The sequence below is a fragment of the Methylibium rhizosphaerae genome, from assembly GCF_006386545.1.
Lineage (GTDB): Bacteria > Pseudomonadota > Gammaproteobacteria > Burkholderiales > Burkholderiaceae_C > Pseudorivibacter > Pseudorivibacter rhizosphaerae.
The window spans coordinates 24,163-50,711 of the sequence record NZ_SWAR01000010.1 but is presented as its reverse complement, the minus strand read 5'-3'; the positions used below and the strand labels follow the sequence as shown (position 1 = coordinate 50,711).

The window sequence follows — 26,549 nt, the reverse complement described above, 5'->3', positions numbered from 1 at the left end:
GCCGCAGCGCGGCTGCTACGGCTCGCGCAGGTCGCCGGCCAGACTGGCCAGCGTGTCGGGGGCGATGTTCACATGCGCCGGGTAGTTGCGATGGTCGCAGCCCAGCTTGACGGCCGCGCCGGCCCGCACCGCGGCTGCCAGTGCCGGCGGGAATTCGAACCGGAGGAAGTGCACCGAGGAGGTCTTTTCGGCGTTCTCGCGGTCGAGGTCCTCGTCGGCGATCGCATACACCCGCGGCTGGCCTTCCACCTCGACGAACATGCGGTCTTCCACGCCGATCAGCCGCGCCAGTTCGCGCTTGCGTTCGTGCATGTCGGGATACTCCAGCAGCAGCGTGGCCTTCCAGTTGCTGCCGTCGGGCACCAGCGGGTTGTAGGCCTCGAGTTCCTGCAGGATGCCCTCCTCCTCGAAGATCTTCTCCACCCGCAGCATCTCCTGGATCTGGTAGCGGATGGTGGTCTCGTCCTCGAACTGCACCGTCATGTGCTCACCCAGCGAGACGGTACGCAGGCGCCGGTGCGGGATCACTCGGGCCTTCATGTCCTTGCGCACGCGGGCATAGGCTTCCAGGCTCAGCAGGCTGTCGCGGGTGATGCTCATCGGTGGCAGTCCTCTTCAGCTCAATCCGTAGGCGCGTCGCACCAGCGTGAGCGGGTGCTGCAGCGCGGCCGCGGGCAGGCCGTTTTCGGCCATGCCCTGCGCGATGTGGTGGCCGGCCAGCGCGCAGTCGGAGCTGATGACATCCGGCCCGGCGCCCTCGGCGCCGCCCCTGCCCATGGCCTTGAACACCGGCTTGCCGATCTTCATCGCGATGTCGTGGTAAGGCTTCTTCACCCCATAGGTGCCGGCATGGCCCGAGCAGCGCTCCACCGTGTTGAGCGACACCGTCACATGCTGGCCGATGAGCTTGAGCATCTCTTCAGTCTTGCGGCCGATGTTCTGCACGCGGCCGTGGCACGGCACGTGGTAGCTCACCCGGCCCAGGGCCTGGGAGAAGTCGGTCTTCAGCAGGCCGTCCCGGTGGCGCGCCACCAGGTACTCGAACGGGTCCCACATCGCCTCCCTGACGAGCCGCACGTCCTCGTCCTGCGGGAACAGCAGCGGCAGCTCCTGCTTGAACATCAGCGTGCAGGAAGGCACGGCCGAGACGATCGCGAAGCCGTCCTTCGCGTACTTCGCCAGCACCGGGATGTTGGCGTCCTTGTGCCGCTCGACCGACTCCAGGTCGCCCAGCTCCAGCTTCGGCATGCCGCAGCACTTCTCCTTCTCGACGAGCACGTAGGGGATCGCGTTGTGCTCCAGGATCTTCAGCAGGTCATGGCCGATGCCGGGCTCGTTGTAGTTGACGTAGCAGGTCGCGAAGATGGCCACCTTGCCCGGCGTGCGTTCGCCCTCCTTCACATCCTGGCTGCCGCTCTTCTTCGCACTCCAGCGAAAGCGATGGCCGGCCAGCTCCGGCATCCATGCCTTGCTGTCCACGCCCAGGTGCGACTCCATCGCCTTGCGTGCGAAGGCGGTCCGGTTGACCGCGTTGACCGCCTGCACCACCACCGGAATGCCGGCGAACTGGCCGTGCACGTCGGTCGAGGCGAGGAAGCGCTCGCTGGCCTTGACCTCGCCTTTCCTGAACTTGATGGCCTTGGCCCGCAGCATGGCGTGAGGGAAGTCCAGGTTCCACTGGTGCGGCGGCACGTAGGGGCACTTGGTCATGTAGCAGAGGTCGCACAGGTAGCACTGGTCCACGACCTTCCAGTAGTCCTGGCGGTCCACCCCGTCGACCTCGCCCGACTTGCCCCCATCCACCAGGTCGAACAGCGTCGGGAACGAATGGCACAGGCTCACGCAGCGCCGGCAGCCATGGCAGATGTCGAAGATGCGCTCCAGCTCGTGGAAGCACTTGTCCTCGTCGTAGTAGTCGGCATGCTTCCAGTCCACCGCATGCCGCGTAGGCGCCTCGAGATTTCCCTCACGATGGCTCACCAACACCTCCACCACCACTGGAGCCCCATGCCGCAAAGCGGCATGGGGCGATCAGAGCAGACGCCGCGGATCCGGCTACGCCGGTCCGCCAGCGTCGCCCCCCTTGAGGGGGGAGCGGCAACGCCGCTCCGGGGGGTGGGCTAATCCACCAGCGCGTCCAGCGCCTTCTGGTAGCGGTTGGCGTGCGAACGCTCGGCCTTGGCCAGCGTCTCGAACCAGTCGGCGATCTCGTCGAAGCCCTCTTCGCGAGCCTGCCTGGCCATGCCCGGGTACATGTCGGTGTACTCGTGGGTCTCGCCGGCCACGGCGGCCTTCAGGTTGTCGCGCGTGGCGCCGATGGGCAGGCCGGTGGCCGGGTCGCCGGAGCCGTGCTCCAGGAATTCGAGGTGGCCGTGCGCATGGCCGGTCTCGCCTTCGGCGGTGGAGCGGAACAGCGCCGCCACATCGTTCTGCCCTTCCACATCGGCCTTGTTGGCGAAGTAGAGGTAGCGCCGGTTGGCCTGTGATTCACCCGCAAATGCGTCCTTCAGGTTCTGTTCGGTCTTCGAGCCCTTGAGCTGCATAACGATCTCCTGACGTGGGGGAACAGGGAACAGGGAACAGCCCATCCCGTGACGCGGGATGCGGAAGCGACACTACTCCTGCGGCGAGGCAACAGTCCAATTGCACGGCGCTATATGGGGCATTGCCTCGGGTTCACCCTAGGAGCCGGTAGCCTGGGCGACAGAGTGCCGGCCGTCAGCCGATCAGGCCCTGCATGCTGTGCTCGTACTGGCCGGTGAGCCGGTCGAACAGTTCCAGCAGCGCTTCGCTGCTGCCGGCCAGCGACAGCCGGCCGTCGGCCTCGTGCACACGCTGCACCGCCGCCAGCATGGCGCCCCAGGTGCGCGCCGCCGTGGCCAGGCCCTCGCGGATGTCTCGGGTGGACAGCGGCACGCCGCCCAGGTACTGCAGCGCCTGGTCGAACTCGGCGACGATGCGGCGCGCCTCGGCTTCGGCACCCCGCGCGGCCGTGCCCTGCAGCAGGTGCGACAGCAGCGCCTGCTTGGCCAGCCGCTGCGACAGCATGCGCTGGCGGCCGCAGACGTTGATCACGTGCAGCGTGCTGGCCAGGCCGCCGGTCTCCAGTGCTGCGGTCAGGCGCTCGGCCTGGGTGAGCAGGCGTTCGGCCCGTTCATCGAGCGACTGCAGCCGGGCCGCTTCGGCGGGCGCCGCCAGCACGGTGCGCAACTCGCCCCAGGGCTCCAGCGCCGCATCGAGCAGATCGCCGAAGGTCGGGCGCGACAGCAGCTTGGCAAGCGCCGCGAGGTTCGCATCCACCCGCTCCACCGACTGCAGCAGCAGCGCGCGGGTGGCCTGTGCATCGGTGCCGGCGCAGCCCAGCGCATACAGCTTCACGAGCCGCTGCGACAGCATGCGCAGCTGGCCCGCGCGGTTGATGGCGTCGGCATAGCGGGCCATGTCGATGATCTGCTGCGACACCTGGCCGACCCGCTGGTTGCCGTGCATCGAGGCATTGCGCAGCAGGCGGAAGGCCTCCTCCTCCGACAGCTGCTGCGAGCGCATCAGGATGCCCTTGGCGCGATCGACCAGCTTGCGCTCCTCGAAGCGGCTGCTGAGGTCGGCCAGGGCCTCGCGCTGCGTGCGTTCATGCCGGAAGCGCGCCTGCGCCAGCTGTACCACCGCGCGCAGGCGCTGCGGCTGGTAGCCCTGCACTTCCCAGCACTGCACGCCCGCTTCCAGCGCCTTCTCCATGGCCTCGACTTCCGGATCGGCGGTGAACACCACCACCGGCAGGGGCGCGTTGGCCTGCACGGTGGCAAGGGCCGTGAAAAAAGGCTCCGCCGGCCGCGGCTGCCAGCACACCAGCACGTCGGGGTTGCTACGCAGGGCGTCGCGCACCAGGTTGTCGCAGGCGCTGGCACCAAGGACGTGAAATCCGGCGGCCGCGAGGTCGTCGGCCAGCACCGGCGAGCCGGGTGCGGGGTCCTGGGCGACAAGAACGGAAGTCACGGAACTGCGGCCTTTCTACAGAGGAAGGGGCCCGCTTTCGCGGCCGGGGGGCGGCAAGCATAGAGCAAGACGACGGCCAGCAGCCACCCCGCTTGGCACGGTTGTTGCGTCGCACCACGCACTCGGGTGTACCGCTGCACCCGGACCGTGCAACAGCACCGCCGGTCATGCGCACACCGCCGTGCGCAGCCATGTGCCGTCAAGCCCCGCCGCCTTCCGGTGCGGGGCCCAACTCCATGGCGAGCCCACTCATGTCCGGCTTCAGAAGTTTTCTCCGCTCCGGCCACGCGCCGACGCTGTTCGCGGCGTTCCTGTACTTCGCGTTCTCCTGCTGCATCTGGGTGCTCAACGGTGCGATGGCGCCGTTCATCACAGAGACCTACCAGCTCACGCCTGCGCAGAAGGGGCTGATGCTGTCGATCCCGATCATCGCCGGCGCGCTGATGCGCTTTCCGCTCGGCGTGCTCGCGCAGTACATCGGCCGCAAGAACGCCACGCTGGTCGAGATGGGCCTCATCGCGGTCGCCATGCTGTACGGCTTCTTCATGGTGAAGAGCTTCAACGACCTGCTGGCCATGGGCGTGCTGCTGGGCATCGCCGGCGCCAGCTTCGGCGTGGCGCTGTCGCTGGGCTCCGGCTGGTTCCCGCCGCGCCACAAGGGACTCGCCATGGGCCTGGTCGGCGCCGGCAACGTCGGCACCGCGGTGTCGGTGCTGGTGGCCCCGCCGCTGGCCCAGGCCTTCGGCTGGCAGACGGTCTACGGCTTCGCGGCCGCCGCCATCCTGCTGCCGATGCTGGTGATGATCGTGTTCGCCAAGGAGCCGCCCGACCTCGACGCCCACGCCAGCTTCCGCGAACACATCGCCTGCCTGTTCGAAAAGGACGGCTGGGCCTTCAGCCTCATCTACGGCGTCACCTTCGGCGGCTTCATCGGCCTCACCACCTTCCTGCCCACCTACTACTACGACCAGTTCGGCGTCAGCAAGGTGCAGGCGGGGCAGCTGACGATGCTGGCCGCCTTCATGGCCGCGGCCGTGCGGGTGTTCGGCGGCTGGATCTCCGACCGGCTGGGCGGCATCAACACCCTCACCGCGGTGCTGGTCATCGTGGCGGGGACGCTGGTGCTGTGCGGCTTCGCCTCAGCCTCGCTGGCCGCCACCACGCTGCTGTTCATGGTCTGCTTCTCGGCGCTGGGCGCCGGCAACGGCGCGCTCTTCCAGCTGGTGCCGCTGCGCTGGCCGCTCACCACCGCGGTGGCCGGCTCCATGATCGGCGAGATCGGCGCGCTGGGCGGCGGCCTCGTGCCCAACGCGATGGGCCTGTCGAAGCAATACACCGGCAGCTACGCCTGGGGCTTCGTGTTCTTTGCCGTGCTCGCGGTCGCAGTGCTGTTGATGATGCGGGTGATGCAGATCCGCTGGACGCGCACCTGGGCCGAAAAGGGTGGCCGGGCGAGAGCCGCCGCACACGACGTTGCTCAGAAGCCCGCCGTGCAGGGCATGGAACGCAGCGCCTGAGCCCCGCCATGAAGCCCGCCGCCCCGTTTCAGCATGGAGCCGCAGGCCGCGCAGCGGCCCCGCGGCAACCCGCGCAGACGCCGCGGATCCGGCTGCGCCGGTCCGCCGGCGTCGCCCCCTCGAGGGGGAGCGCCGCAGGCGCTACGGGGGTGGGCTCATCGGGGCAGGAACAGCAGCCACACGACCAGCAGCGCGTTGAACATCAACGAAATCGCCAGTGCGATCTGCCACAGTGCGCGCGGGTCGCGCACGGCCAGCGGCGTGGCGCCGGGCGCGGCGAGCGGGCGCGAGGCGCCGCGCTCCAGCGCGAGCACCATCTCCTCGGCTGTCTCGAAGCGCTGCTTCGGGTCGCGGGCCACCGCCTTCTGCACCACGTTGTCGAGCCAGATGGGCACGTCGGGCCGCAGTCGCGACGGCGCGCGCGGGTCCTGGCGAAAGCGCGCCAGCTGGTAGGGCTCGATCTCGCCGTAGGGCAGCTTGCCGGTCAGCCATTGGTAGAGCGTGACGCCCAGCGCGTACAGGTCGCTCTGCGCGGTGGCGCCGGTGCGGGCGCCCTCCTCGGCCGACCATTGCTCGGGATTCATGTAGCTGGGCGTGCCGGCATGCAGCTCGCGCTGCGCTGCCGGCTCGCTGCCGGAGATGGCCACACCCAGGTCGAGCACGCGCCATTGGCCGTCGTCGCCCAGGTGCAGGTTGGCCGGCTTGATGTCGCGGTGGATCACGCCCTGCCGGTGCAGCCGGCCCAGCGCGCGTGCCGCGGCCAGCGCGCCGGCAATGACCTCGTGCACCTCGAACCGGCGGCCCTGGGCCAGCAGCTGTTCGAGGGTATGGCCGGCATGCCAGTCGAACAACGTGTAGAAGGCACCCGGCTCCCGCGGCTCGCGCACCCTCACGAAGCCGCTGGCCTCGTGCTCGCCGTAGCGCTGGGTGAGCCGCAGGCCCAGCCAGGCCTCGTGCGCCAGCATGGCGCGTTCTTCCGGGTCGCTGGCGCGGCTTTCGTGCAGCGTCTTCATCGCCAGCAGCTCGCGGGTCTCGAGGTCGCGCACCTGGTAGAGGCGGTGCACGCCGGTGTCGGCCACCAGCGCGGTGACGGTGTAGCGGTCGATCGTGTCGCCCACCTTCAGGCGCTGCGGCACCGGCAGCTGGCGGGCGTGCATCAGCGCATCGTCCAGCCGCAGCGGCGCGAGGCCGCGCACATGGATGACCAGCGCGCTGCTGTTGTCGCGGCTGCCGGCGGCCAGCGCGGCCTGCACCAGCGCCTCGGCCGCGGCCTGCGCGGAACCTTCGCGAGCCGCCGCGGCATGCTGCGCGAGCACGCGGCGCTTGAGCATGCCGTGCACGCCGTCGCTGGTGAGCATGAAGACGTCGCCGCTGTGCAGCTCGCCCTGGAGGTAGTCGACCCGCACGTGGTCGTCCAGGCCGATGGCGCGCGTCAGGCGGCTGCGCATGTCGGGATGGTCGAAGCTGTGGTCCTGGCTGAGCTGCGTGCAGGCCTGCGCGTCGCCGCGTACCAGCCACGCGCGCGTGTCGCCCACATGGGCCAGCGTGTAGCTGTGACCGCGCAGCACCAGCGCAGTCAGCGTCGTCATCGCACTGCCGCCGCCCCGCGCAGCGCCCAGCTGCTGGCGGCGCCGGTTGTGGTCGGCCAGCCAGGCGTTCTGCGCGCCGATGAGGCGGTCGAGCACCACGCTCGTGTCCCAGGTCTCGGGCGCGCCGAAGTAGTCCTGCACCAGGCTCATCACGGTGGTCTGCGCGGCTTCCTTGCCGCCGCCGCCCATCGACACGCCATCCGCCATGGCGGCGATCAGGCCGCGCGCCTCATCGTGGGGCGCGGGGCGCACCGCCGCGGCGAAGTCCTCGTTGTCTTCACGCGGGCCGCGTGCACTGAACCAGCCGATATCGACATCAAAGCTCATGTTTTCCTTGTCGTTCAGCCCCAGAACGGGGCTCCTGCGCTGAGCGAGCGCACGAGGAAGCAAGAAGCGACCCCAGAAACGGTGCACGCCGATTCTGGTGCATCCCCTTTTTTGGCACCCAGCTTGCTATCCCAGGCGACGTGCCCTCTCCACGAGTTCCACGAGTGATAGGTCAGGAGCGAAAGCGATGAAGAAGATGAAGTTGGTGATGGTGGGCAACGGCATGGCCGGCGTGCGCACGCTCGAAGAGCTGTTGAAGATCGCTCCCGATCTGTACGACATCACGGTGTTCGGCGCCGAGCCGCACCCGAACTACAACCGCATCCTGCTGAGCCCGGTGCTCGCCGGCGAGCAGACGATCGACGAGATCATCCTCAACCCGGTGAGCTGGTACGAGGAGAACAACATCACGCTGCACCTGGGCAAGAAGGTGGTGAGCGTGGACCGCAAGCGCCGCATCGTGCGCGCCGAGGACGGCACCGAGGCCGAATACGACCGGCTGCTGCTGGCCACCGGCTCCAACCCGTTCATCCTGCCGGTGCCCGGCAAGGACCTGAAGGGCGTGATCGCCTACCGCGACATCGCCGACACCAACACCATGATCGAGGCGGCAGCCCGGTACAAGCATGCGGTGGTCATCGGCGGCGGCCTGCTCGGCCTGGAAGCCGCCAACGGCCTGATGCTGCGCGGCATGCAGACCACGGTGGTGCACATCATGCCGTGGCTGATGGAGCGCCAGCTCGACGACGTGGCCGGCGGCCTGCTGCGCAAGTCGCTCGAGGACCGTGGCCTGAAGTTCATGATCGGCGCGCAGACCCAGGCCCTCATCGGCGACAAGGACGGCCGCGTGATGGCAGTGCAGTTCAAGGACGGCACCGAGGTGCCGGCCGACCTGGTGGTGATGGCCGCGGGCATCCGCCCCAACACCGAGCTGGCCCTGAAGATCGGCCTGCATTGCGGACCACAAAACCGCGGTGGCATCGTCGTCACCGACACGATGCAGACCGTGACCGACCCGCGCATCTATTCGGTGGGCGAGTGCGCCGCGCACCGCGGCATCGCCTACGGCCTGGTGGCGCCGCTGTTCGAGCAGGGCAAGGTGTGCGCGACGCACCTGGCCGAGTTCGGCATCGGCCGCTACACCGGCTCGCAGGTGAGCACCAAGCTCAAGGTCACCGGCATCGACCTGTTCTCGGCCGGCGACTTCATGGGCGGCGAAGGCACCGAGGAGATCGTGATGAGCGACCCCTTCGGCGGCGTCTACAAGAAGCTCGTCATCAAGGACGACAAGCTGGTCGGCGCCTGCCTCTACGGCGACACGGTCGACGGCTCCTGGTACTTCAAGCTGCTGCGCGAAGGCCGCTCGGTGAGCGACATCCGCGACAAGCTGATGTTCGGCGAGTCGAACATCGGCGACACCGGCCATGAAGGCCACAACAAGGCCGCCGCCATGGCCGACAGCGACGAGGTCTGCGGCTGCAACGGCGTGACCAAGGGTGCGGTCTGCAAGGCCATCAAGGAAAAGGGCCTGTTCACGCTGGAGGAGGTGCGCAAGCACACCAAGGCCAGCGCGTCGTGCGGCTCCTGCACCGGGCTGGTCGAGCAGCTCATCATGTTCACCGCCGGCGGCGACTATTCCGCCACGCCCAAGAAGAAGGCCATGTGCGGCTGCACCGACCGCAGCCATGAAGAGGTGCGCCAGGCCATCCGCACGCCGCTGCCCGACGGCTCCAGGCTGCTGACGATCGATGGCGTGTACCGCCACCTCGAATGGCGCACGCCCAACGGCTGCTCGTCCTGCCGCCCGGCCATCAACTACTACCTGATCTCCACCTGGCCCAAGGAAGCCAAGGACGATCCGCAGTCGCGCTTCATCAACGAACGCAGCCACGCCAACATCCAGAAGGACGGCACCTACTCGGTGGTGCCGCGCATGTGGGGCGGCGAAACCACCGCCGACGAACTGCGCCGCATCGCCGACGTGGTCGACAAGTACAAGATCCCCACCGTCAAGGTCACCGGCGGCCAGCGCATCGACCTGCTGGGCGTCAAGAAGGAAGACCTGGTCAACGTCTGGAAGGACATCGGCATGCCCTCGGGCCATGCCTATGCCAAGGCATTGCGCACGGTGAAGACCTGCGTGGGCAGCGAATGGTGCCGCTTCGGCACGCAGGACAGCACGCAGATGGGCAAGGACCTCGAGCGGGCGCTGTGGCGCATGTACGCGCCGCACAAGGTCAAGCTGGCGGTGAGCGGCTGCCCGCGCAACTGCGCCGAGTCGGGCATCAAGGACGTGGGCGTGATCGGCGTCGACTCCGGCTGGGAGCTGTACGTGGCCGGCAACGGCGGCATCAAGACCGAGGTGGCCCACTTCTTCGTGAAGGTGAAGACGCCCGAGGAGGTGCTCGAGTACAGCGGCGCCTTCCTGCAGCTCTACCGCGAGGAGGGCTGGTACCTCGAGCGCACCTGCCACTACGTGAGCCGTGTCGGCCTCGACTACGTGAAGAAGAAGGTGCTCGAGGACACCGCCAATCGCAAGGCCCTGTGGGAGCGGCTGCAGTTCTCGCTCGACGGCGAACCCGACCCGTGGTTCGAGTTCGACAAGGCGTCGGTCGACACCCGGCAGTTCGACACCGTGGCCACGGTCTGAGGCAGCATGCACACGGCAGTACAACTCTCCCCGCTGCGCCGCCGCGCCGTGCTCGTCGCGCTGGCCGGCGCTCCGCTCGCGGCGTCTTACCGCGCCGCGCAGGCGCAGGTGGGCGACATCAACGACGCCATCAACAAGGCAGGCCGCCAGCGCATGCTGTCGCAGCGCATGGCCAAGGCCTGGCTGGCCGTCGGCCTGGAGATCGAACCCGCCCGCGCCCAGCGTATCCTGGGCGATTCGATGGCGCTGTTCGACCGCCAGTTCGTCGAGCTGAAGGCCTATGCGCCCACGAGCGACATCCGCGCCACCTACGTGTCGCTCGAGGCGGTGTGGAGCGAATTCAAGGCGGCGCTGGTGGGCGCTGCGCCCGGCAAGCCGCTCGCACCGCAGCTGATCTCGCTCGATGCCCGTGTGCTGCAGCTGGCCCACCAGGGCACTGTGCAGCTCGAGAAGCATTCGGCCCGGCCGGTCGGCCGCCTCGTCAACGTGGCGGGCCGCCAGCGCATGCTGTCCCAGCGCATGGCGAAGTTCTACCTGGCGCAGAGCTGGAAGATCGACTTGCCCGATGCCGGCAAGGAACTCGACAAGGCGCGCGAGGAATTCATCGCCGGCCTGAAGACGCTGCGCGATGCTCCCGAGGCCACGCCCGCCATCCACCAGCAGCTCGAACTCGCGCAGCAGCAGTGGGTGTTCTTCCAGAACGCGCTGGAGCGCGGCATCGAAGTCGGCAAGTCCTCGCAGCGCGCCGCACAGGTCTTTGCCAGCAGCGAAAACATCCTTCAGTTGATGGACCAGATCACGGGCCTGTACGCCCGCCTGTCCGCCGCCTGAAACGACAGAACGAATACGGAGCCTCCCATGAGTGAATGGAAAACCATCTGCCGCGTCGAAGACATCCCCGTGCTGGGCGCCCGACGTGTGGCCCGCCCGGCCGGCTGCGACGTGGCCGTGTTCCGCAATGCCGAAGACAAGGTGTTCGCGCTGCTCGACCGCTGCCCGCACAAGGGCGGCCCACTGAGCCAGGGCATCGTGTTCGGCGAGAGCGTGGCCTGCCCGCTGCACAACTGGACCATCGGCCTGAACGACGGCTGCGCCAAGTCGCCTGACGAAGGCTGCACCACCAAGTTCAGCGTCAGGGTGGAAAGCGGCATGGTTTCGCTCGACGTGGACGAGCTGAACTCGCTGGCCCTCGACGAGGTCAAGGCGGACTCGCCTGCGGCGATCCGCCGTGCGGCGTGATGGAGCACTCCAGCTTCGACGGGCACTGAGTCCATGCGCGAGACCAAGTCCACCTGCCCCTACTGCGGCGTCGGCTGCGGCGTGATCATCGAGAGCGAGGGCGATCAGATCACCGGCGTGCGCGGTGATCCGTCGCACCCGGCCAACTTCGGCCGGCTGTGCAGCAAGGGCAGCACCTTGCACCTCACCGCCAGCGCGCCGGTGACCCTGCAGACGCGGCTGCTGCAGCCGCAGCGCCGTGCATCGCGCGGCGAAACGCCGCAGGTGGTGAGCTGGGAGGCCGCGCTCGACGACGCCGCCGACCGCTTCGCCGACATCGTGCGCAGGCACGGCCCCGACGCGGTGGGCTTCTACATCTCGGGCCAGCTGCTCACCGAGGACTACTACGTCTTCAACAAGCTGGCCAAGGGCCTCATCGGCACCAACAACGTCGACACCAACTCGCGCCTGTGCATGAGCAGCGCGGTGGCCGGCTACAAGGCCACGCTGGGCGCCGACGCGCCGCCGGCCTGCTACGACGACCTGAAGTTCGCGCAGACGCTGTTCATCGTCGGCTCCAACACCGCCTACGCGCACCCCATCCTGTTCCGCCGCATCGAAGACGCGCGGCGCGACAACCCGGCGATGAAGCTCATCGTCGCCGACCCGCGCCGCACCGAAACGGCCGAGGTCGCCGACCTGTACCTGCCCATCCAGCCCGGCACCGACGTGGCGCTGTTCCACGGCATGCTGCACCTGCTGATGTGGGAGGGCCTCGTCGACAACGCCTACATCCGCGCCCACACCACCGGCTTCGACGGGCTCAAGGCCATCGTGCGCGACTTCACGCCCAAGGAAGTGGCGAAGCTGTGCGGCATTGCCGAGGCCGACCTGGTGCAGGCCGCCAAGTGGTTCGGCGAATCGCCGGCCACGCTGTCGCTGTACTGCCAGGGCCTGAACCAGAGCTCGTCGGGCACCGACAAGAATGCCGCGCTCATCAACCTGCACCTGGCCACCGGCCAGATCGGCAAGCCCGGCGCCGGCCCGTTTTCGCTCACCGGCCAGCCCAATGCGATGGGCGGGCGCGAAGTGGGCGGGCTGGCCAACCTGCTCTCGGCCCACCGCGACCTGGCCAACCCCGAGCACCGCGCGGAAGTGGCTGCGCTCTGGGGCGTGCCCGAGGTGCCGGCCGCGCCGGGCAAGACGGCAGTGGAGATGTTCGAAGCCGCCGCGCGCGGCGAGATCAAGGCGCTGTGGATCGCCTGCACCAACCCGGCCCAGTCGCTGCCCGACCAGGCCACCGTGCGCCGCGCCCTGCAGACCGCCGAGTTCGTGGTGGTGCAGGAGGCCTTCTCCACCACCGCCACCTGCGCCTTCGCCGACCTGCTGCTGCCGGCCACCACCTGGGGCGAAAAGGAAGGCACGGTCACCAACAGCGAGCGCCGCATCAGCCGCGTGCGCGCGGCGGTGGCCCGGCCCGGCCAGACCCGCGACGACTGGGACATGGTGGTCGACTTCGCGCGCCGGCTCGAGCAGCGCCTGCCCGAGCGCGTGCCGCCCGGGCGCACCACCCTCTTCCCGTACGACAGCGCCGAGTCGGTGTGGAACGAACACCGCGAGTCCACCCGCGGACGCGACCTCGACATCACCGGCCTGAGCTATGCGCTGCTCGAGTCGGCCGGCCCGCAGCAATGGCCCCTGCCGGAGGGCGCGGCGCAAGGCAAGGCGCGGCTCTACGAAGACGGCGTGTTCCCCACGCCCGACGGCCGCGCCCGTTTCGTGGCGATGAAGTACAAGCCGGTCGCCGAGCCGCGCGACGCGCGCTACCCGTTCTCGCTCACCACCGGGCGGCTGCGCGACCAGTGGCACGGCATGAGCCGCACCGGCGTGCTCGGCCGCCTGTTCGGCCACGTACCCGAACCGTGCATCGAGCTGCACCCGCAGGAGCTGTCGCGCCGCGGCTGGGCCAGCGGCGAGCTGCTGCACGTGACCTCGCGCCGCGGCTCGCTGGTGCTGCCGGTGATGGCCAACGAGGCGGTGGGGCTGACACAGGCCTTCGTGGCCATGCACTGGGGCGAGGAATTCGTCTCCGGCGTGTCGTCCACCGGGGAGCGCCTGCCCGGCGTCAACGCGCTCACCACGCCGGCCTTCTGCCCCAAGTCCAAGCAGCCCGAACTCAAGCACTGCGCCGTGAAGCTGCTGAAGGCCGAGCTGCCGTGGCGCCTGCTCGCCATGGCCTGGCTGCCGCAGGACAAGGCCCTGCTGGCGCAGCAGCAACTGCGGGCGCTCATGCCTTCGTTCGCCTACGCGAGCTGCGTGCCCTTCGGCCGCGAGCCGCACGAGCGCGGCCTGGTCGGCGTGCTGTTCCGCGCGGCCGCCTACGAGGCGGCGCCGGAAGATCTGGTCACGCAGGTCGAGGGCATGCTGGGCCTGCGCGGCGCCGAGGTGCTGCGCTATGCCGACAAGCGCCGCGGCCAGCGCCGCGCGATGCGGCTGGTGCGCCAGGCCGGCGGCGATGCGCGGCTCGACGGCTTCGTGCTGGCGGGCGACACCAGCGCCGAAGCCTGGATCAAGACGCTGCTGCAGGAGGAAGTGCCGGCCCAGGCCTACGGTCGCCTGCTGCTGGTGCCCGGCGCGAAACCGCCCGTGGCGCTGCAGGCCAGGGGGCGGCAGGTGTGCACCTGCTTCAACGTGGCCGAACCGCAGATCCTGGCCGCGCTGGCACACTGCAGCGGCCCGGCCGATGCGCAGCTGGCGCAGCTGCAGGGCGAGCTCAAGTGCGGCACCAACTGCGGCTCCTGCGTGCCGGAGCTCAAGCGGATGCTGCGCCTGCAGCTCAGCGCGGCCTGAAGCACTGGGCTTCCTAGAATCGTCGGCACCATCCCTCGGAGACGCTGATGAAAACCTGGAGTCGTGCGTGCCGCCTGGCCGCCGCCAGCTTGGCTGCGGTCCTGTTGTGTGCCTGCCTGGCGAGTTGCGCGACGGCCGACAGCCGCGCTGCGGCGGCGGCCTTGGAAGCGTTTGCGCCGATGCCTAGCGGCTCGCCTCCAGGTGCGTCGCCACAGGCGCTGGCCCTGGCCAAGTCGCTGGGCCGCGGCGTGAACTTCGGCAACATGCTCGAGGCCCCGACCGAAGGCGCATGGGGCATCCACCTGCAGGACGAGTTCGCCGACAAGGCCGTCGAGGCCGGCTTCCAGAGCGTGCGCCTGCCTGTGCGGTGGAGCAACCATGCAGCCTTGACCGGCGACGCCACCATCGACGAGGCCTTCGCCCGGCGCGTGGACCACGCCGTCGACCTGCTGCTTGGGCGCGGACTGGTGGTGGTGCTCAACATGCACCACTACCGCCAACTCGACGGCGATCGGCTCGACCCGGCCGAACTCGAGGTGCAGCCGAGCGTGGTGCGGCTGCGCTTCCTCAACCTGTGGAAGCAGATTGCACAGCGCTACCGCGACAAGCCGGCGAACCTGGTGTTCGAGCTGTACAACGAGCCCCACGGCGAGCAGAACGAGCGCTGGAACGATCTGGCTGCGCGAGCGTTGAACGCGGTGCGGCAGACCAACCAGACGCGTGTGGTGGTCATCGGCCCGACGCACTGGAACAGCGCCGACGCACTCGACAAGCTGGTGTTGCCCAACGACCCGCACCTGATCGTGACCGTGCACAACTACCAGCCCTTCGAGTTCAGCCACCAGGGCGCGGAGTGGGAAAGTCGCAGCGCCTCGTGGCTGGGCACGCCGTGTTGCTCGGCAGCGCAGCAGGCGCAGTTGCGCGCACCGTTGGACGTGGCAGCCGCCTGGTCGGCACGGCACCGCTACCCGATCTATCTGGGTGAATTCGGCAGCTACAGCAAGGCGGCGATGCCGGCACGCGTGGCCTACACACGACTCATGAGAGACGAAGCCGAAAAGCGCGGCATGAGCTGGGCCTACTGGGAATTCGCCTCCGGTTTCGGGCTCTATGACCCACAGACCCGCACTTGGCGAACGCCTCTCAGGGACGCCCTGCTCGGCTCATGATCGGCGTGGACGCAGCCTGCGCCGCACCCACCGGCTGGCCCGGTACTTGCGAAACGATCCTGGGGAGTTCACACACATGAGCATCAGCCACTACATCAAGGAAATTGGCCGCGGCAAGGAAGGTGCGCGTTCATTGACGCAGCCTCAGGCCTACGACCTGATGAGCCAGGTGCTCGACGGCCGTGTCACCGATCTCGAGGTGGGCGCATTCGCGCTGGCGATGCGCATCAAGGGCGAAACCACAGACGAACTGGCCGGCTTTCTGGAGGCGGCCAACGAACGCTGCATGCCGGTGCGCCCCACCAAGCCTGCCGTGCTGCTCGCCTCGTACAACGGCGCACGCAAGCTGCCCAACCTCACGCCGCTGCTGGCGCTGCTGCTGGCTCAAGAAGGCGTGCCGGTGCTGGTGCACGGCCCGGCGCACGACCCCGGGCGCATCACCACCGCGTCGATCTTTCATGACCTGGGGCTGCCGCTGGCCCGCGAATCGGGTGACGTCGAAGCGGCCTGGTCGCGCCACGAGCCGGCTTTCATGCGCGTCGAGCAACTGAGCCCACCGCTGGCCAAGCTGCTCGACGTGCGCTGGACCGTCGGCCTGCGCAACCCGGGCCACACGGTGGCCAAGCTGCTCGACCCCTGCCGGTCGGCCGGCGGCCACCCGCTGCCCACGCTGCGGCTGGTGAACTACACACACCCGGAATACGGCAGCGCGCACCAGGAGTTTCTCGCGCACACCCGGGCCAACGCGATGCTGCTGCGCGGCACCGAAGGCGAGCCGGTGGCCGACCCGCGCCGTTCACCGAAGCTGGAGGTCTGCATCGGCGGCCAGTGGCGCGACGACCTGTCGATGCCGGCGCATGAAGGCGTGCTGACCGAGCTGCCGGTGCTGCCGCGCGAGAACGACGCGGCCACCACCGCCCACTACATCCAGAGCGTGATCAGCGGCGAGAAGCCGGCGCCCGCGCCGCTCCTGCGGCAGGTCGAATGCATCCTGCAGGCGCTGCGGGCGCTGCCCGAGGCGCAAGGCGGCGTGCACGAGAGAACCGCCTGACGCGAAACGCCGGCCAGGCCGAACGGAGCGGCTGGCCAGGCGGCCCATGCCTGGCACACGGGCCCTACCGGCTGGGTTGCCGGCGCGGCGGGTTCAGCAGCACCCGCGCTGCCGAACCTACATCTCAGGCAGCGGGGGACGCGGCTTGCGCCGCGTTCAGTTGCGCGTCCACAGCTGGTTGCCCGACGTCGAACACGTGTACTGGATGATCGGCGCGCTGTCGTCGGTCCTGGCCCCACTGACGTCCACGCACAGGCCGCTGTAGCGCGACTTCAGGCGCAGCACGCCGCCGCCCGCGTCTTCGGTGGCCCATTGCTGGCTGCTGCGGCTCTCGCACTTCGCCTGCACGAGACCCACTGCGTTGGCGGTACTCTGGCTCGCAAGGTCCAGGCACATGCCGCTGTGGCCGGCCTTCACGCGCCAGTAGCCGCCGCCTGCGTCTTCGAGGTTCCACTGCTGGTTCGCACCGCCGTGGCAGGCCCACTGGATCACCGCGGCGCCGGATGCCGTGCTGGCGCCGTTGACGTCGAGACACTTGCCGCTGTGGCGAGCCTGCAGCCGCCCTCCAGCCGGCGCCCCGGCGGGAGCCCCGTAGACAAGGCCGCGGCCGGCCGTGCTGATGTAGACCACGCCCTCGGTGTTCATGTCGCCGACGATGAAGTTGCCGTTGCCCGGGCCGCCGTACTGGTGCGCGTCGTCGTTGATGCGGACCCAGTTGGCACCGGCGTCAGTGGATCGGTAGGCCCCGGTCGGGCCGCTGCCCACCTTGCCCCAGATGAACACGGTCGGGTAGCTGGCGCCCGACGCCGCCTTTCCAAAGCCGACTGCCTGCGCCTCCGTCACGTTCGCGATCGTCGTGAAGCTCGCGCCCGAGTTCGTCGAACGAACCAGTCCGTTGCCCCCCAGCGCAACCCAGACATCGCCCTCACGGCCCGGCGCGGCGCGCAGCCTGGTCGAGCCGCCGGTGGCCAGCGTCGCGGCGTTGGTGAAGCTCGCGCCCCCATCGGTGCTGACCTTCAGCACGCCGTTGTCGTAGGCATAGAACTTCATCGCGTTGACCGGGTCGGCGACCGGATGCAGCGCGGAGCTGGTGCTCAGGCCGCTCACCCACGTCCACTTGGCTTCGCTGCTCGCGTAGTTGGTGCTGCGGAAGGTCGAATAGGACTTGTCGGCGTTCTGGAAGTTGTGCAGCAGGCTCGCACCGTCGGCCGACAGCACGACGTGGCCCTTGTTTCCCCAGACCCCGTTGACCTTGCTCCAGGTCGCGCCGGTGTCGGTCGAGCGGTACATCTGATACCCGCCGCCAACCCGCACGACGATGTTGGTCTTCGCCGGCGCGACGGTCAGGCCCGTCGTCGTCCCGATAGCCGGAGCGTGGATCGGCGCGTACGCGGTGACATCCGTGTAGCGGGCGCCGTCGAAGTCGCCGATCGCCGTGAGCAGCGGCCCGCCGGGCACGCTGATCGCGACCTCCGGCACCGTCTCTTCCATGCCCTTGACTGTGAACTTCCAGGTCGTCGGGGTCGCGTCGATGTCGCTCGTGCGGAAGATCCCGTTGCCCGAGACGACCCAGGCCGATTTCGTGTTGAACGGATCGAACTCGATCGCGCTCGCCCAGTGAATGCCCGCGCCCTTGGCCCAGCTGAAGCCGTTCGGGTCCTGCACGAAGCCGCGCTGCACCACGTCGGTCCAGGTCGCGCCGCCGTTGACCGAGAGGAAGAAGTGGTCAGCCCAGCCGTCGCCCTGCTGCATCCACGCGTTGACGGTGGACACGATCACGCGCTGCGCGTTCGACGGATCGATCGACACGCCGGAGAAGGCCCGGGTCACGTTGGCGGGCGTCACGTTGGTCCACGTGCCGTTCGAGACGTTGTATTTCCAGACCGCGCCCTTGTCCATGGGCTCGATCTTCCTCAGCTCGTCGCGCCGGTCCCCGTGCGGGCCGGAGCCGTTGCCGTAGGTCACGTACAGGTTGCCGTCGCTTGCAAGGGCGGCGCGCTGCGGCATGTAGTCGCCCGGCGCATGGGCGACCGCCGTGAAGCTCGCACCGCCGTTGTCGCTGCGGTAGAGGTTGGCGCCCGCCGAGCCGAAGCGCGACACGCCGATGAAGATGCGCTGCGCGGCGCCGTTGCTGACGCTGCCCGGATCGAGCAGCACGAAGCTGATGCCGGCCTCGTTCTTCGTCGTGGTCACGGGCAGCGACTCGACGCGCTTGAAGCTCGCGCCCGCGTCGGTGCTCTTGAACAGCCCGTGGCCGCGCGAGCCGACCCACAGCACGTTGCTGTTGCCCGGGTCGACCTGCATCCTCTCGCCGTTGCCGCGACCATGGCCGTTGCCGTGCGCGCGGAACAGGTTCGACACGTCGGTAATGCGATCGAAGCTCGCGCCGTAGTTGCTCGAGCGCATCACGACGGTCTTGCCGTTGCTGAAGTACGAGGTGCCAGCAAGGACGTACAGCACCTTGCTGTCCCTCGGATCGAGCGCGAGCGCCTCGATGCCGAGCAGGCCGACGTCGGCCTGCGACACGCCGTCCATCAGCGGGATCCACGTGGAGTTCGCAGCGTCCCAGCGGTACACGCCGCCGACGTCGGTTCGCGCGTAGAAGAGGTTGCGCTCCGTCTTGCTCGCCACGACGCCGGAGACGTAGCCGCCGCCTCCGAATGCCACATTGCCCCAGCGATAGGCCTGCGCGTGCGCGCCGGCTGCCGCCGCTATCGACAGGACCGCGCCCAGCAGTCGCCAAACAGTCGTTTTCACGTTGCAGCTTTCGGATTTCTTCGTTTGCAAACGGTGCGGGCAACGACACCGCTCCAGCCGGATTGAATCCGATCGGCAACCGGCTGATGCCGCACATGGCCAACGCATCGGGACGAGTCGGCCTCGAATCCGATACAGCACGCACCCTAAATGGCCTTGGCCCCTGCCGTCATGACGAAAGACCGACCGAGTGCCGACCAAGTGCAACCAGCTGCGACAGGGCTTGCAGCGTCGCGTCAGCCATCAACGCAAGGCCCGCCGCGCGGCCACGGCCAGGGTCGCTGCGAACATCACCACCAGCGACAGCGCCACGGCCAGCGAGCTGCGCTGCGCCACCACGCCGATCAGCGGCGGGCCCACCATGAAGCCCAGGTAGCCGACGGAGGAGACTGCCGCAATGCCGTGGGCCGGCGTGGTGCCCGGCACCCGGGCCGCAGCGCTGAAGAGCACCGGCACCACGTTGGCCATGCCCACGCCCACCAGCGCGAAACCGACGAGCGCCACCCAGGGCTCGCCGATCAGCAGCGTGGCGGCCATGGCGGCAGCCGACAGCAACGCGCTCCAGCGCATCAACCCCGCGGGCTCGGTGCGCTCGCGCACCCAGTCGCCGCCGAAGCGCGCCGCCGCCATCGCGGCCGAGAAGCTGGCGTAGGCCAAGGCCGCCTGCTGCTGCGGGCTGCCCAGCTCGCGGTGCATGTAGAGCACGCTCCAGTCGTACATCGCGCCCTCGGCGATGAGGCCCAGCGCGGCCAGCACGCCCAGCAGCAGCAGGCTGCCGCGTGGCAGGCTGAAGCCGGCAGATTCGCCGCCGGCTTCGGGCTTGAACGGCAGCATCAGCGCGGTGGCCACCCCCAGGGCCAGCACGCCGGCGAGCGCCACGCCCCACAGGTGCGCCTGCGGCGCCACGCCGGCGGCCAGCAGGGCGCTGCCCGCGGCCGCACCGGCCATGCCGCCCAGGCTGAACATGCCGTGGAAGCCGCTCATCAGCTTGCGCTGCGCCACATGCTCCAGCTCGGTCGCCTCGGCATTGATGGCCACGTCGAGCAGGCCGGAGGCCACGCCGAAGGCCACCATGGTGGCCACCAGCACCGTGTAGTCCTTCGTCAGCAGCAACGCTGCGACACACACCGCCACCACCAGCCCGCTGGCCAGGGTGACCGGCTTGGCGCCCAGGCGCCCGATGGCGCGGCCGGCCTGGGTCAGCCCGGCCAGCGCGCCCGCGCCGGCAGCCAGCATGGCCATGGCCAGCGCCTGCTCCCCGAGACCGTAGTGCTCGCGCACCGTGGGCACGTGAACCCCCCAGGTGGCGAACAGGAACCCGCTGTAGAAGAAGTTGGCGCGTGTGGCCCAGGCGGCGGCTCGGATAGGGGTCATCGAGTTGAGGGGGCGGGGCGGTCGGGAGTGGCGGATGGTACGGATAATCCGCAGCCATTCGCAGGGAAAGGGGCAAGACAGATGGGCATGTTCGACAAGCTGAACCGGCTGAGCGGGTCGCACGGCGAGCTGCGCAGCGGAAAGGGGCTGGTGTCCGGCGTGGTGTCGCTGCTGCTGGCGGTGCTGTGCTTCCTGGGCGTGCTGGCCTTCCACTTCCCCGAGTACCTCACCACGCCGCAGCTGCGCAAGAGCTACGACGTCGAGGTGCTGCGGCTGGTCATGTACTGGGCCATGGTGGTGTCCGGCTCGATCGCGCTGTTCAACGTGGTGTTCGGCCGCGTGCGCTGGCTGTCGTTCTGGGCCTTCACGCTGGTGGCGCTCACGCTGGTGCTGGGCGGCCACAAGGTCGAGGTGGACCCGAACTTCCCCGACCACACGCCCTACATCGGTCTCGACTGGTTCATCCTCGACCTGCTGGGCTCGACGCTGATCTTCGTGTTCATCGAGAAGCTGTTCGCGCTGCGGCGCGACCAGCCGGTATTCCGCGCCGAGTGGCAGACCGACTTCCACCACTTCCTGGTCAACCACATGGTGGTCGGCTTCGTGCTGCTGGCCACCAACCTGCTGGTGCACAAGCTGTTCGGCTGGGCGGCCCATGACGGCGTGCGCGGCTGGGTGCAGGGCCTGCCGTTCCCGATCGCGCTGTTCCTGATCGTCCTGGTGGCCGACCTGGTGCAGTACTGGACGCATCGCGCCTACCACGAGGTGCCGGTGCTGTGGCGCCTGCATGCGGTGCACCACAGCGTGAAGAGCATGGACTGGCTGGCGGGCTCGCGGCAGCACATCCTGGAGCTCATCCTCACCCGCACCCTGGTGCTGGCGCCCATCTTCGTGCTGGGCTTCAGCAAGGAAGTCATCGACACCTACATCGTGATCGTCGGCTTCCAGGCGGTGTTCAACCATGCCAACGTGAGCGTGCGGCTGGGTCCGCTGCGCTACATCATCGTCACGCCCAACTTCCACCACTGGCACCACTCGCAGGACGACGAGGCCATCGACAAGAACTACGCGGCGCATTTCGCCTTCCTCGACCACCTGTTCGGCACCGCGGTGCAGTCCGACCGCGAATGGCCCAAGCAGTACGGCGTGGTGGGCGACTACGTGCCCAACGGCTTCTTCCGGCAGCTGAAGTTCCCGTTCACCTGGAAGGGCTGATGGCGCAGCGTTTCGATGTCGCCATCGTGGGCGCCGGGGCGGCCGGCCTGTTCTGCGCGGGGGTGGCCGGACAGCTCGGCCTTTCGGTGCTGCTCATCGACCATGCCGACAAGCTGGCCGAGAAGGTCCGCATCTCGGGCGGCGGCCGCTGCAACTTCACCAACCGCGAGGCCGGGCCGGCCAACTTCCTGTCCGAGAACCCGGCCTTCTGCCGCTCGGCGCTGGCGCGCTACACGCCGCGCGACTTCATCGGCCTGGTCCAGCGCCACCGCATCGCCTGGCACGAGAAGCACAAGGGCCAGTTGTTCTGCGACGAGTCGAGCGACGACATCATCGGCATGCTGGTGCGCGAATGCGAAGCCGGCGGCGTGACGCGCTGGCAGCCGTGCAGCGTGGCCGCCGTGCGGTCTTCGGCGCCGGGTTTCGAGCTCGACACGTCGAACGGCCCGGTGCGGGCCGGCCGGCTCGTCGTGGCCACCGGTGGACTGTCGATTCCCAAGATCGGCGCCACCGACTGGGGCTACCGGCTGGCGAAGCAGTTCGGCCACCGGGTGGTCGAACCGCGCCCGGCGCTGGTGCCGCTGACCTTCGATGCCGGCCAATGGGCGCCCTTCGCTCAGCTGTCCGGCGTGTCGCTGGAGGTGGACGTCCGCACCGGCGAGGGCCGCGCGCGCGGGCGTTTCCTCGAAGACCTGCTGTTCACCCACCGGGGCCTGAGCGGCCCGGCCATCCTGCAGATCTCGAGCTACTGGAAGCCGGGCACGGCCATCACCCTCGACCTCGCGCCCGGCCACGACCTGGACGAAGCGCTGCGCGAAGCCAAGGCGCACTCGAAGAAGAAGCTCGCAAACGAACTGGCCGCCTGGCTTCCTGCCCGCCTGGCCGAAGCATGGTCCGGCGCCCTGGGCACCCTGGCCGAGCGACCCGTGCCCGAGGTCAAGGACAAGGACCTGGCCGGCCTGGCCGCCAGCCTGCAGCGCTGGTCGCTCGTGCCCACCGGCACCGAAGGCTGGAAAAAGGCTGAAGTCACCGCCGGCGGCGTGGACACCCGCGAGCTCAGCTCCCAGAGCCTGGAGAGCCGCCGGATGCCGGGGCTGCACTTCATCGGCGAGGTGGTCGACGTGACCGGCTGGCTGGGCGGCTACAACTTCCAGTGGGCCTGGGCCAGCGCCTCGGCCTGCGCCCGCAGCATGGCCGCCGACACGGCCCCGGTGAGCAGCCACTAACGGCACACATTGCAAGCCGGCCGCAGCTGGCTATAATCGCGGTCTTTGCTAGCAACCCGCGTGTCGATTCGCGGCCGGTTGACCGGAAACGCCGCCTGCGAACACCGAGCGCAAACAAACCAGGATCCTGATCTACATGACCACCATTCGTGTCAAAGAAAACGAGCCCTTCGACGTGGCCCTGCGCCGTTTCAAGCGCACCATCGAAAAGCTGGGCTTGCTGACCGAACTGCGCGCCCGCGAGTTCTACGAAAAGCCGACCGCCGAGCGCAAGCGCAAGAAGGCCGCCGCCGTGAAGCGCCACTTCAAGCGCGTCCGCAGCATGCAGCTGCCGAAGAAGCTGTACTGATTCCGCTGATCGCCCTGCGCCATGGTTGCAGGGGGTCGCAACGGTTCAAGAACAAGCCCGCACGGGACGCCGCTGCGGGCTTGTGCGTTTCTGGAGGAAGAAAGATGAGCCTGAAAGACAAGATCACCGAAGACATGAAGGCCGCGATGCGTGCGAAGGAAGCCGAGCGCCTGTCGACCATTCGCATGCTGCTGGCCGCCATGAAGCAGAAGGAAGTGGACGAGCGCGTCGAGCTCGACGACACCGCCGTCATCGGCATCGTCGACAAGCTGATCAAGCAGCGCAAGGATTCGATTGCGCAGTTCACGCAGGCCGGCCGCACCGATCTCGCCGACAAGGAAACCGCCGAACTCGCCGTGCTCGAGGCCTATCTGCCGGCTCGACTGAGCGCGGAAGCGGTTGCCGCCGAGGTGGCCAAGATCGTGGCCGAGCTGGGCGCCAGCGGCCCGGGCGACATGGGCAAGGTCATGGGCGCGGCCAAGCAGCGCCTCGGCGGCCAAGCCGACATGGGACTGGTGTCTAGCGCGGTCAAGCAGGCACTCGCCAAGTGAAGCAGTAAGCTGCCGCCATGAGCGCCTCCCTTCCCCTGAAGCAGATCGCACCCGATGTGTGCGTGGCCCCGCAGCTCGAGCCGGCCGCCATGGCCGAGGCCGCGCGCGCGGGATTCCGCAGCGTGGTCAACAACCGGCCCGACTTCGAAGGCGGGCCGGACCAGCCCACCAGCGCACAGATCGAAGCCGCGGCGCGCGCAGCAGGTCTCGAGTACCGGTTCCTGCCCGTGAGCGGCGCGTACCAGTCACCCGAAGAGATCGCCGCCTTCGCAAAACTCCTCGAAGAGTTGCCGCGCCCGGTGCTGGCGTTCTGCCGCAGCGGCGCACGCAGCACCAAGCTCTACAACGCGGCCGTCAGCTCTCGCTGAGTGCGAGCGGACCCACCGGCCGGCCCTGGGAGATACCCTAGTTTCAGCGGTTTCTCAGGGCAGGCTTTCTACACTGCCGAGGCAGCCTGCAATGGGCCGCACGCACATGCCTGCACGCAGCCATGGCACAAGGCATCTCACAAGCGTGATGGAGACAAATTCGTGAACAAAGCAGTTCTCGGGTTCATCCACGGGATGGACTGGATATCGGACAGGCTGGGCAAGATCGCCAGCTGGATGGTGCTGTTCGCCTGCACCATCAGTGCCGTGAACGCACTCGTGCGTTATGCGTTCAACATCGGCTCGAACGCCTGGCTCGAAGCGCAGTGGTACCTGTTCGCCGTGACGGTGTTCTTCGGCGCGCCCATGCTACTCAAGCTCAACGAGCACGTTCGCGTGGACGTGATCTACGGCGGCCGCTCGGGCAAGACCAAGGCCTGGATCGACCTCTTCGGCTTCATCGTCTTCTACATGCCGGTGTGCATTGCGATGGTGCTGCTGTCGCTGACCTTCGTGCACGACTCCTACGTGCAGAACGAGATGTCCTACAGCGCAGGCGGCCTGCTGCGCTGGCCGGTCAAGCTGCTCATCCCGCTGGGCTTCGGCCTGCTCACGCTGCAGGGCGTGGCCGAGATCGCCAAGCGCATCGGATTCCTCACGGGCACCTACAACATGGATACGCACTACGAAAGGCCGCTGCAATGATCCAGATGGAGTACATGGCACCGGTCATGTTCGCCTCCCTTGTGGTGGTGATGCTGGTCGGTTTTCCGGTCGCCTTCTCGCTGGCGGCCCTGGGTCTGGGCTTCGGCTACCTGTCGATCTGGCTGGGCTTCTTTCCCGAAGCCTTCATGGCCAACCTGCCCTTGCGCATCTTCGGGATCATGTCGAACGAGCTGCTGCTCGCGATCCCGTTTTTCACCTTCATGGGCGCGATCCTCGAACGCTGCGGCCTGGCTGAGGACCTGCTCGAAGGCACCGGCCAGCTGTTCGGCGGCGTGCCCGGCGGCCTGGGCTTCGCGGTCATCATCGTCGGCGCCATCCTGGGCGCCATCACCGGCACGGTGGCCGCGTCGGTCATCGCGATGGGCGTGATCTCGCTGCCCATCATGATGCGCTACGGCTACAACATGCGTTACGCCACCGGCGTGATCGCGGCTTCGGGCACCATCACGCAGCTCATCCCGCCGTCGCTGGTGCTCGTGGTGCTGGCCGACCAGATGGGCCGCTCGGTGGGCGACATGTACCGTGGCGCCATCGGCCCCTCGCTGATGCAGGTCGGCATCTTCCTGCTCTTCACGCTCGGCGTGGCGCTGCTGCGCCCGCAGTGGGTGCCGCCGCTGCCGCCCGAGGCCCGCATGCAGCGCGGCTGGGAGCTGTGGAAGAAGGTGCTGTGGGGCATGGTGCCCTCGATCGTGCTGATCTTCCTGGTGCTGGGCACCATCTTCATGGGCCTGGCCACCCCCACCGAAGCCGGCGCGCTGGGCGCGATGGGTGCGGTGATCCTCGCGGCGCTGCATCGCCGCCTCACGTGGAAGCTCGTGTGGCAAGGCATGGACTCCACCATGCGCGTGTCGGCGATGGTGCTCTTCATCCTCATCGGCTCCACCGTCTTCTCGCTGGTGTTCCAGGGCGTGGACGGCCACAAGTGGGTCGAGCACATGCTGGCCGGCCTGCCGGGCGGGCAGGTGGGCTTCCTGATCGCGGTGAACATCTTCGTGTTCTTCCTCGCGTTCTTCCTCGACTTCTTCGAGATCGCGTTCATCATCGTGCCGCTGCTGGCGCCGGTGGCCGACAAGATGGGCATCGACCTCATCTGGTTCGGCGTGCTGCTGTGCGTGAACATGCAGACCTCGTTCATGCACCCGCCGTTCGGCTTTGCACTGTTCTACCTGCGCGGCATCGCCGACCAGATCTACAAGAACAAGTCGATCGAGCGGCCCATCCTGTCGAAGGACATCTATCTCGGCGCCATTCCGTGGGTCGTGATGCAGCTGATCCTGGTGGCTGTGGTGATCTTCTGGCCCGAGTCGGTGACCTACTGGCTCGAGAAGGAAGAGGCGCTCGATCTCGACAAGGCCGCCGAGATGATCAACCAGATGCAGGAGATGCCTGACGCAGCCAGCGCGCCCGACGAGGCGGCCCCCATGCCCGACGACGCCGCCTCGGAGCCGGAAGCGGCTTCCACAGAAGAAGAAGACGACGCAATGAAGGCGCTTGAAGAAGCAGTGAAGCAGGAAGCCGAGAAGAAATAGCCTCCTGCACTCGCTCGAATGCAAAGGCCCCGCGATGCGGGGCCTTTGCATTTTGGTGCCTGAGAAGCGCCAACGACAACAAAAAAGCGG

At 68.3% G+C, this 26,549-nt stretch carries 21 protein-coding genes; 14 read left to right on the top strand and 7 right to left on the bottom strand.

Going from position 1 to position 26,549, the window contains the following annotated elements:
* Positions 1-15: 15 nt before the first annotated feature.
* The 4 genes from E8D38_RS09825 to E8D38_RS09810 all read right to left on the bottom strand — a co-directional run bounded on the left by E8D38_RS09825 (position 16) and on the right by E8D38_RS09810 (position 3,993).
* On the bottom strand, positions 16-600 hold the full coding sequence (locus tag E8D38_RS09825) for a DUF3501 family protein (protein ID WP_140628567.1): 585 nt from the start codon (positions 598-600) through the stop codon (positions 16-18).
* A gap of 15 nt (positions 601-615) precedes the next feature.
* On the bottom strand, positions 616-1,980 hold the full coding sequence (locus E8D38_RS09820; protein WP_140628565.1) for a (Fe-S)-binding protein: 1,365 nt from the start codon (positions 1,978-1,980) through the stop codon (positions 616-618).
* A gap of 140 nt (positions 1,981-2,120) precedes the next feature.
* Positions 2,121-2,543, bottom strand: a complete 423-nt coding sequence (locus E8D38_RS09815; protein ID WP_140628563.1) for a rubrerythrin family protein — start codon at positions 2,541-2,543, stop codon at positions 2,121-2,123.
* A 175-nt stretch (positions 2,544-2,718) separates the two neighbouring features.
* Positions 2,719-3,993: a type IV pili methyl-accepting chemotaxis transducer N-terminal domain-containing protein gene (locus E8D38_RS09810; protein WP_140628561.1), complete on the bottom strand. Its 1,275-nt coding sequence runs from the start codon at positions 3,991-3,993 to the stop codon at positions 2,719-2,721.
* Between the two features lie 251 nt (positions 3,994-4,244).
* Between E8D38_RS09810 and E8D38_RS09805 the strand changes: the two genes are divergently transcribed.
* On the top strand, positions 4,245-5,510 hold the full coding sequence (locus E8D38_RS09805) for an MFS transporter (RefSeq protein WP_140628559.1): 1,266 nt from the start codon (positions 4,245-4,247) through the stop codon (positions 5,508-5,510).
* Between the two features lie 155 nt (positions 5,511-5,665).
* Here the strand turns inward: E8D38_RS09805 and E8D38_RS09800 are convergent, their stop codons facing one another.
* Complete coding sequence (locus E8D38_RS09800; RefSeq protein ID WP_140628556.1) at positions 5,666-7,426, bottom strand: bifunctional protein-serine/threonine kinase/phosphatase; 1,761 nt, start codon at positions 7,424-7,426, stop codon at positions 5,666-5,668.
* Between the two features lie 187 nt (positions 7,427-7,613).
* Between E8D38_RS09800 and nirB the strand changes: the two genes are divergently transcribed.
* From nirB to ybiB, 6 genes are all read left to right on the top strand, one after another.
* Complete coding sequence (nirB, locus tag E8D38_RS09795; RefSeq protein ID WP_140628554.1) at positions 7,614-10,076, top strand: nitrite reductase large subunit NirB; 2,463 nt, start codon at positions 7,614-7,616, stop codon at positions 10,074-10,076.
* Positions 10,077-10,082: 6 nt separating this feature from the next.
* A complete protein-coding gene (locus tag E8D38_RS09790; RefSeq protein ID WP_140628552.1) occupies positions 10,083-10,907 on the top strand; it encodes a type IV pili methyl-accepting chemotaxis transducer N-terminal domain-containing protein in 825 nt (274 codons plus the stop codon).
* A 27-nt stretch (positions 10,908-10,934) separates the two neighbouring features.
* Positions 10,935-11,315 carry a nitrite reductase small subunit NirD gene (nirD, locus tag E8D38_RS09785; protein ID WP_140628550.1) on the top strand — a complete coding sequence of 127 codons (381 nt, stop codon included), beginning with the start codon at positions 10,935-10,937 and terminating at the stop codon, positions 11,313-11,315.
* Between the two features lie 33 nt (positions 11,316-11,348).
* Complete coding sequence (locus E8D38_RS09780; protein WP_140628548.1) at positions 11,349-14,144, top strand: nitrate reductase; 2,796 nt, start codon at positions 11,349-11,351, stop codon at positions 14,142-14,144.
* A 47-nt stretch (positions 14,145-14,191) separates the two neighbouring features.
* Positions 14,192-15,313, top strand: coding sequence for a glycoside hydrolase family 5 protein (locus E8D38_RS09775; RefSeq protein ID WP_140628545.1), 1,122 nt, complete (start codon positions 14,192-14,194; stop codon positions 15,311-15,313).
* Positions 15,314-15,389: 76 nt separating this feature from the next.
* Complete coding sequence (ybiB, locus tag E8D38_RS09770; protein ID WP_140628543.1) at positions 15,390-16,364, top strand: DNA-binding protein YbiB; 975 nt, start codon at positions 15,390-15,392, stop codon at positions 16,362-16,364.
* 156 nt (positions 16,365-16,520) lie between these two features.
* Here the strand turns inward: ybiB and E8D38_RS09765 are convergent, their stop codons facing one another.
* Positions 16,521-19,121 (bottom strand): RICIN domain-containing protein, encoded by a 2,601-nt coding sequence (locus E8D38_RS09765; RefSeq protein ID WP_181179014.1) that lies wholly within the window; start codon positions 19,119-19,121, stop codon positions 16,521-16,523.
* Between the two features lie 243 nt (positions 19,122-19,364).
* A complete protein-coding gene (locus E8D38_RS09760; RefSeq protein WP_140628541.1) occupies positions 19,365-20,495 on the bottom strand; it encodes an MFS transporter in 1,131 nt (376 codons plus the stop codon).
* Between the two features lie 87 nt (positions 20,496-20,582).
* Here E8D38_RS09760 and E8D38_RS09755 point away from each other — a divergent pair, with 87 nt between their 5' ends.
* The 7 genes from E8D38_RS09755 to E8D38_RS09725 all read left to right on the top strand — a co-directional run bounded on the left by E8D38_RS09755 (position 20,583) and on the right by E8D38_RS09725 (position 26,459).
* Positions 20,583-21,710: a sterol desaturase family protein gene (locus tag E8D38_RS09755; protein ID WP_425462762.1), complete on the top strand. Its 1,128-nt coding sequence runs from the start codon at positions 20,583-20,585 to the stop codon at positions 21,708-21,710.
* Positions 21,710-22,936 carry a BaiN/RdsA family NAD(P)/FAD-dependent oxidoreductase gene (locus E8D38_RS09750; RefSeq protein ID WP_140628537.1) on the top strand — a complete coding sequence of 409 codons (1,227 nt, stop codon included), beginning with the start codon at positions 21,710-21,712 and terminating at the stop codon, positions 22,934-22,936. Before E8D38_RS09755 ends, E8D38_RS09750 begins: the two co-directional genes overlap by 1 nt.
* Before the next feature lie 136 nt (positions 22,937-23,072).
* Entirely contained in the window at positions 23,073-23,285 is a 213-nt protein-coding gene (rpsU, locus tag E8D38_RS09745; protein ID WP_104301834.1) for a 30S ribosomal protein S21, read from the top strand.
* 104 nt (positions 23,286-23,389) lie between these two features.
* Positions 23,390-23,836 carry a GatB/YqeY domain-containing protein gene (locus E8D38_RS09740; RefSeq protein WP_140628535.1) on the top strand — a complete coding sequence of 149 codons (447 nt, stop codon included), beginning with the start codon at positions 23,390-23,392 and terminating at the stop codon, positions 23,834-23,836.
* 17 nt (positions 23,837-23,853) lie between these two features.
* The gene (locus E8D38_RS09735; protein WP_140628532.1) at positions 23,854-24,204 is read left to right on the top strand and encodes a protein tyrosine phosphatase family protein; all 351 of its coding nucleotides are present in this window, start codon (positions 23,854-23,856) and stop codon (positions 24,202-24,204) included.
* Positions 24,205-24,399: 195 nt separating this feature from the next.
* Positions 24,400-24,909, top strand: a complete 510-nt coding sequence (locus tag E8D38_RS09730) for a TRAP transporter small permease subunit (RefSeq protein WP_140628848.1) — start codon at positions 24,400-24,402, stop codon at positions 24,907-24,909.
* Positions 24,909-26,459: a TRAP transporter large permease gene (locus E8D38_RS09725; RefSeq protein WP_140628845.1), complete on the top strand. Its 1,551-nt coding sequence runs from the start codon at positions 24,909-24,911 to the stop codon at positions 26,457-26,459. The genes E8D38_RS09730 and E8D38_RS09725 overlap by 1 nt, the downstream gene beginning before the upstream one ends.
* The last annotated feature ends 90 nt before the right edge of the window (positions 26,460-26,549 follow it).

What these genes read in the sequence shown, in the direction of transcription:
- E8D38_RS09825 (WP_140628567.1), bottom strand. Translation starts at nt 600, where the DNA reads ATGAGCATCACCCGCGACAGCCTGCTGAGCCTGGAAGCCTATGCCCGC.
- E8D38_RS09730 (WP_140628848.1), top strand. Translation starts at nt 24,400, where the DNA reads ATGGACTGGATATCGGACAGGCTGGGCAAGATCGCCAGCTGGATGGTG.
- nirD (WP_140628550.1), top strand. Translation starts at nt 10,935, where the DNA reads ATGAGTGAATGGAAAACCATCTGCCGCGTCGAAGACATCCCCGTGCTG.
- E8D38_RS09815 (WP_140628563.1), bottom strand. Translation starts at nt 2,543, where the DNA reads ATGCAGCTCAAGGGCTCGAAGACCGAACAGAACCTGAAGGACGCATTT.
- E8D38_RS09790 (WP_140628552.1), top strand. Translation starts at nt 10,083, where the DNA reads ATGCACACGGCAGTACAACTCTCCCCGCTGCGCCGCCGCGCCGTGCTC.
- E8D38_RS09755 (WP_425462762.1), top strand. Translation starts at nt 20,583, where the DNA reads ATGTTCGACAAGCTGAACCGGCTGAGCGGGTCGCACGGCGAGCTGCGC.
- E8D38_RS09775 (WP_140628545.1), top strand. Translation starts at nt 14,192, where the DNA reads ATGAAAACCTGGAGTCGTGCGTGCCGCCTGGCCGCCGCCAGCTTGGCT.
- rpsU (WP_104301834.1), top strand. Translation starts at nt 23,073, where the DNA reads ATGACCACCATTCGTGTCAAAGAAAACGAGCCCTTCGACGTGGCCCTG.
- nirB (WP_140628554.1), top strand. Translation starts at nt 7,614, where the DNA reads ATGAAGAAGATGAAGTTGGTGATGGTGGGCAACGGCATGGCCGGCGTG.
- E8D38_RS09750 (WP_140628537.1), top strand. Translation starts at nt 21,710, where the DNA reads ATGGCGCAGCGTTTCGATGTCGCCATCGTGGGCGCCGGGGCGGCCGGC.
- E8D38_RS09780 (WP_140628548.1), top strand. Translation starts at nt 11,349, where the DNA reads ATGCGCGAGACCAAGTCCACCTGCCCCTACTGCGGCGTCGGCTGCGGC.
- E8D38_RS09805 (WP_140628559.1), top strand. Translation starts at nt 4,245, where the DNA reads ATGTCCGGCTTCAGAAGTTTTCTCCGCTCCGGCCACGCGCCGACGCTG.
- E8D38_RS09800 (WP_140628556.1), bottom strand. Translation starts at nt 7,426, where the DNA reads ATGAGCTTTGATGTCGATATCGGCTGGTTCAGTGCACGCGGCCCGCGT.
- E8D38_RS09735 (WP_140628532.1), top strand. Translation starts at nt 23,854, where the DNA reads ATGAGCGCCTCCCTTCCCCTGAAGCAGATCGCACCCGATGTGTGCGTG.
- ybiB (WP_140628543.1), top strand. Translation starts at nt 15,390, where the DNA reads ATGAGCATCAGCCACTACATCAAGGAAATTGGCCGCGGCAAGGAAGGT.
- E8D38_RS09740 (WP_140628535.1), top strand. Translation starts at nt 23,390, where the DNA reads ATGAGCCTGAAAGACAAGATCACCGAAGACATGAAGGCCGCGATGCGT.
- E8D38_RS09760 (WP_140628541.1), bottom strand. Translation starts at nt 20,495, where the DNA reads ATGACCCCTATCCGAGCCGCCGCCTGGGCCACACGCGCCAACTTCTTC.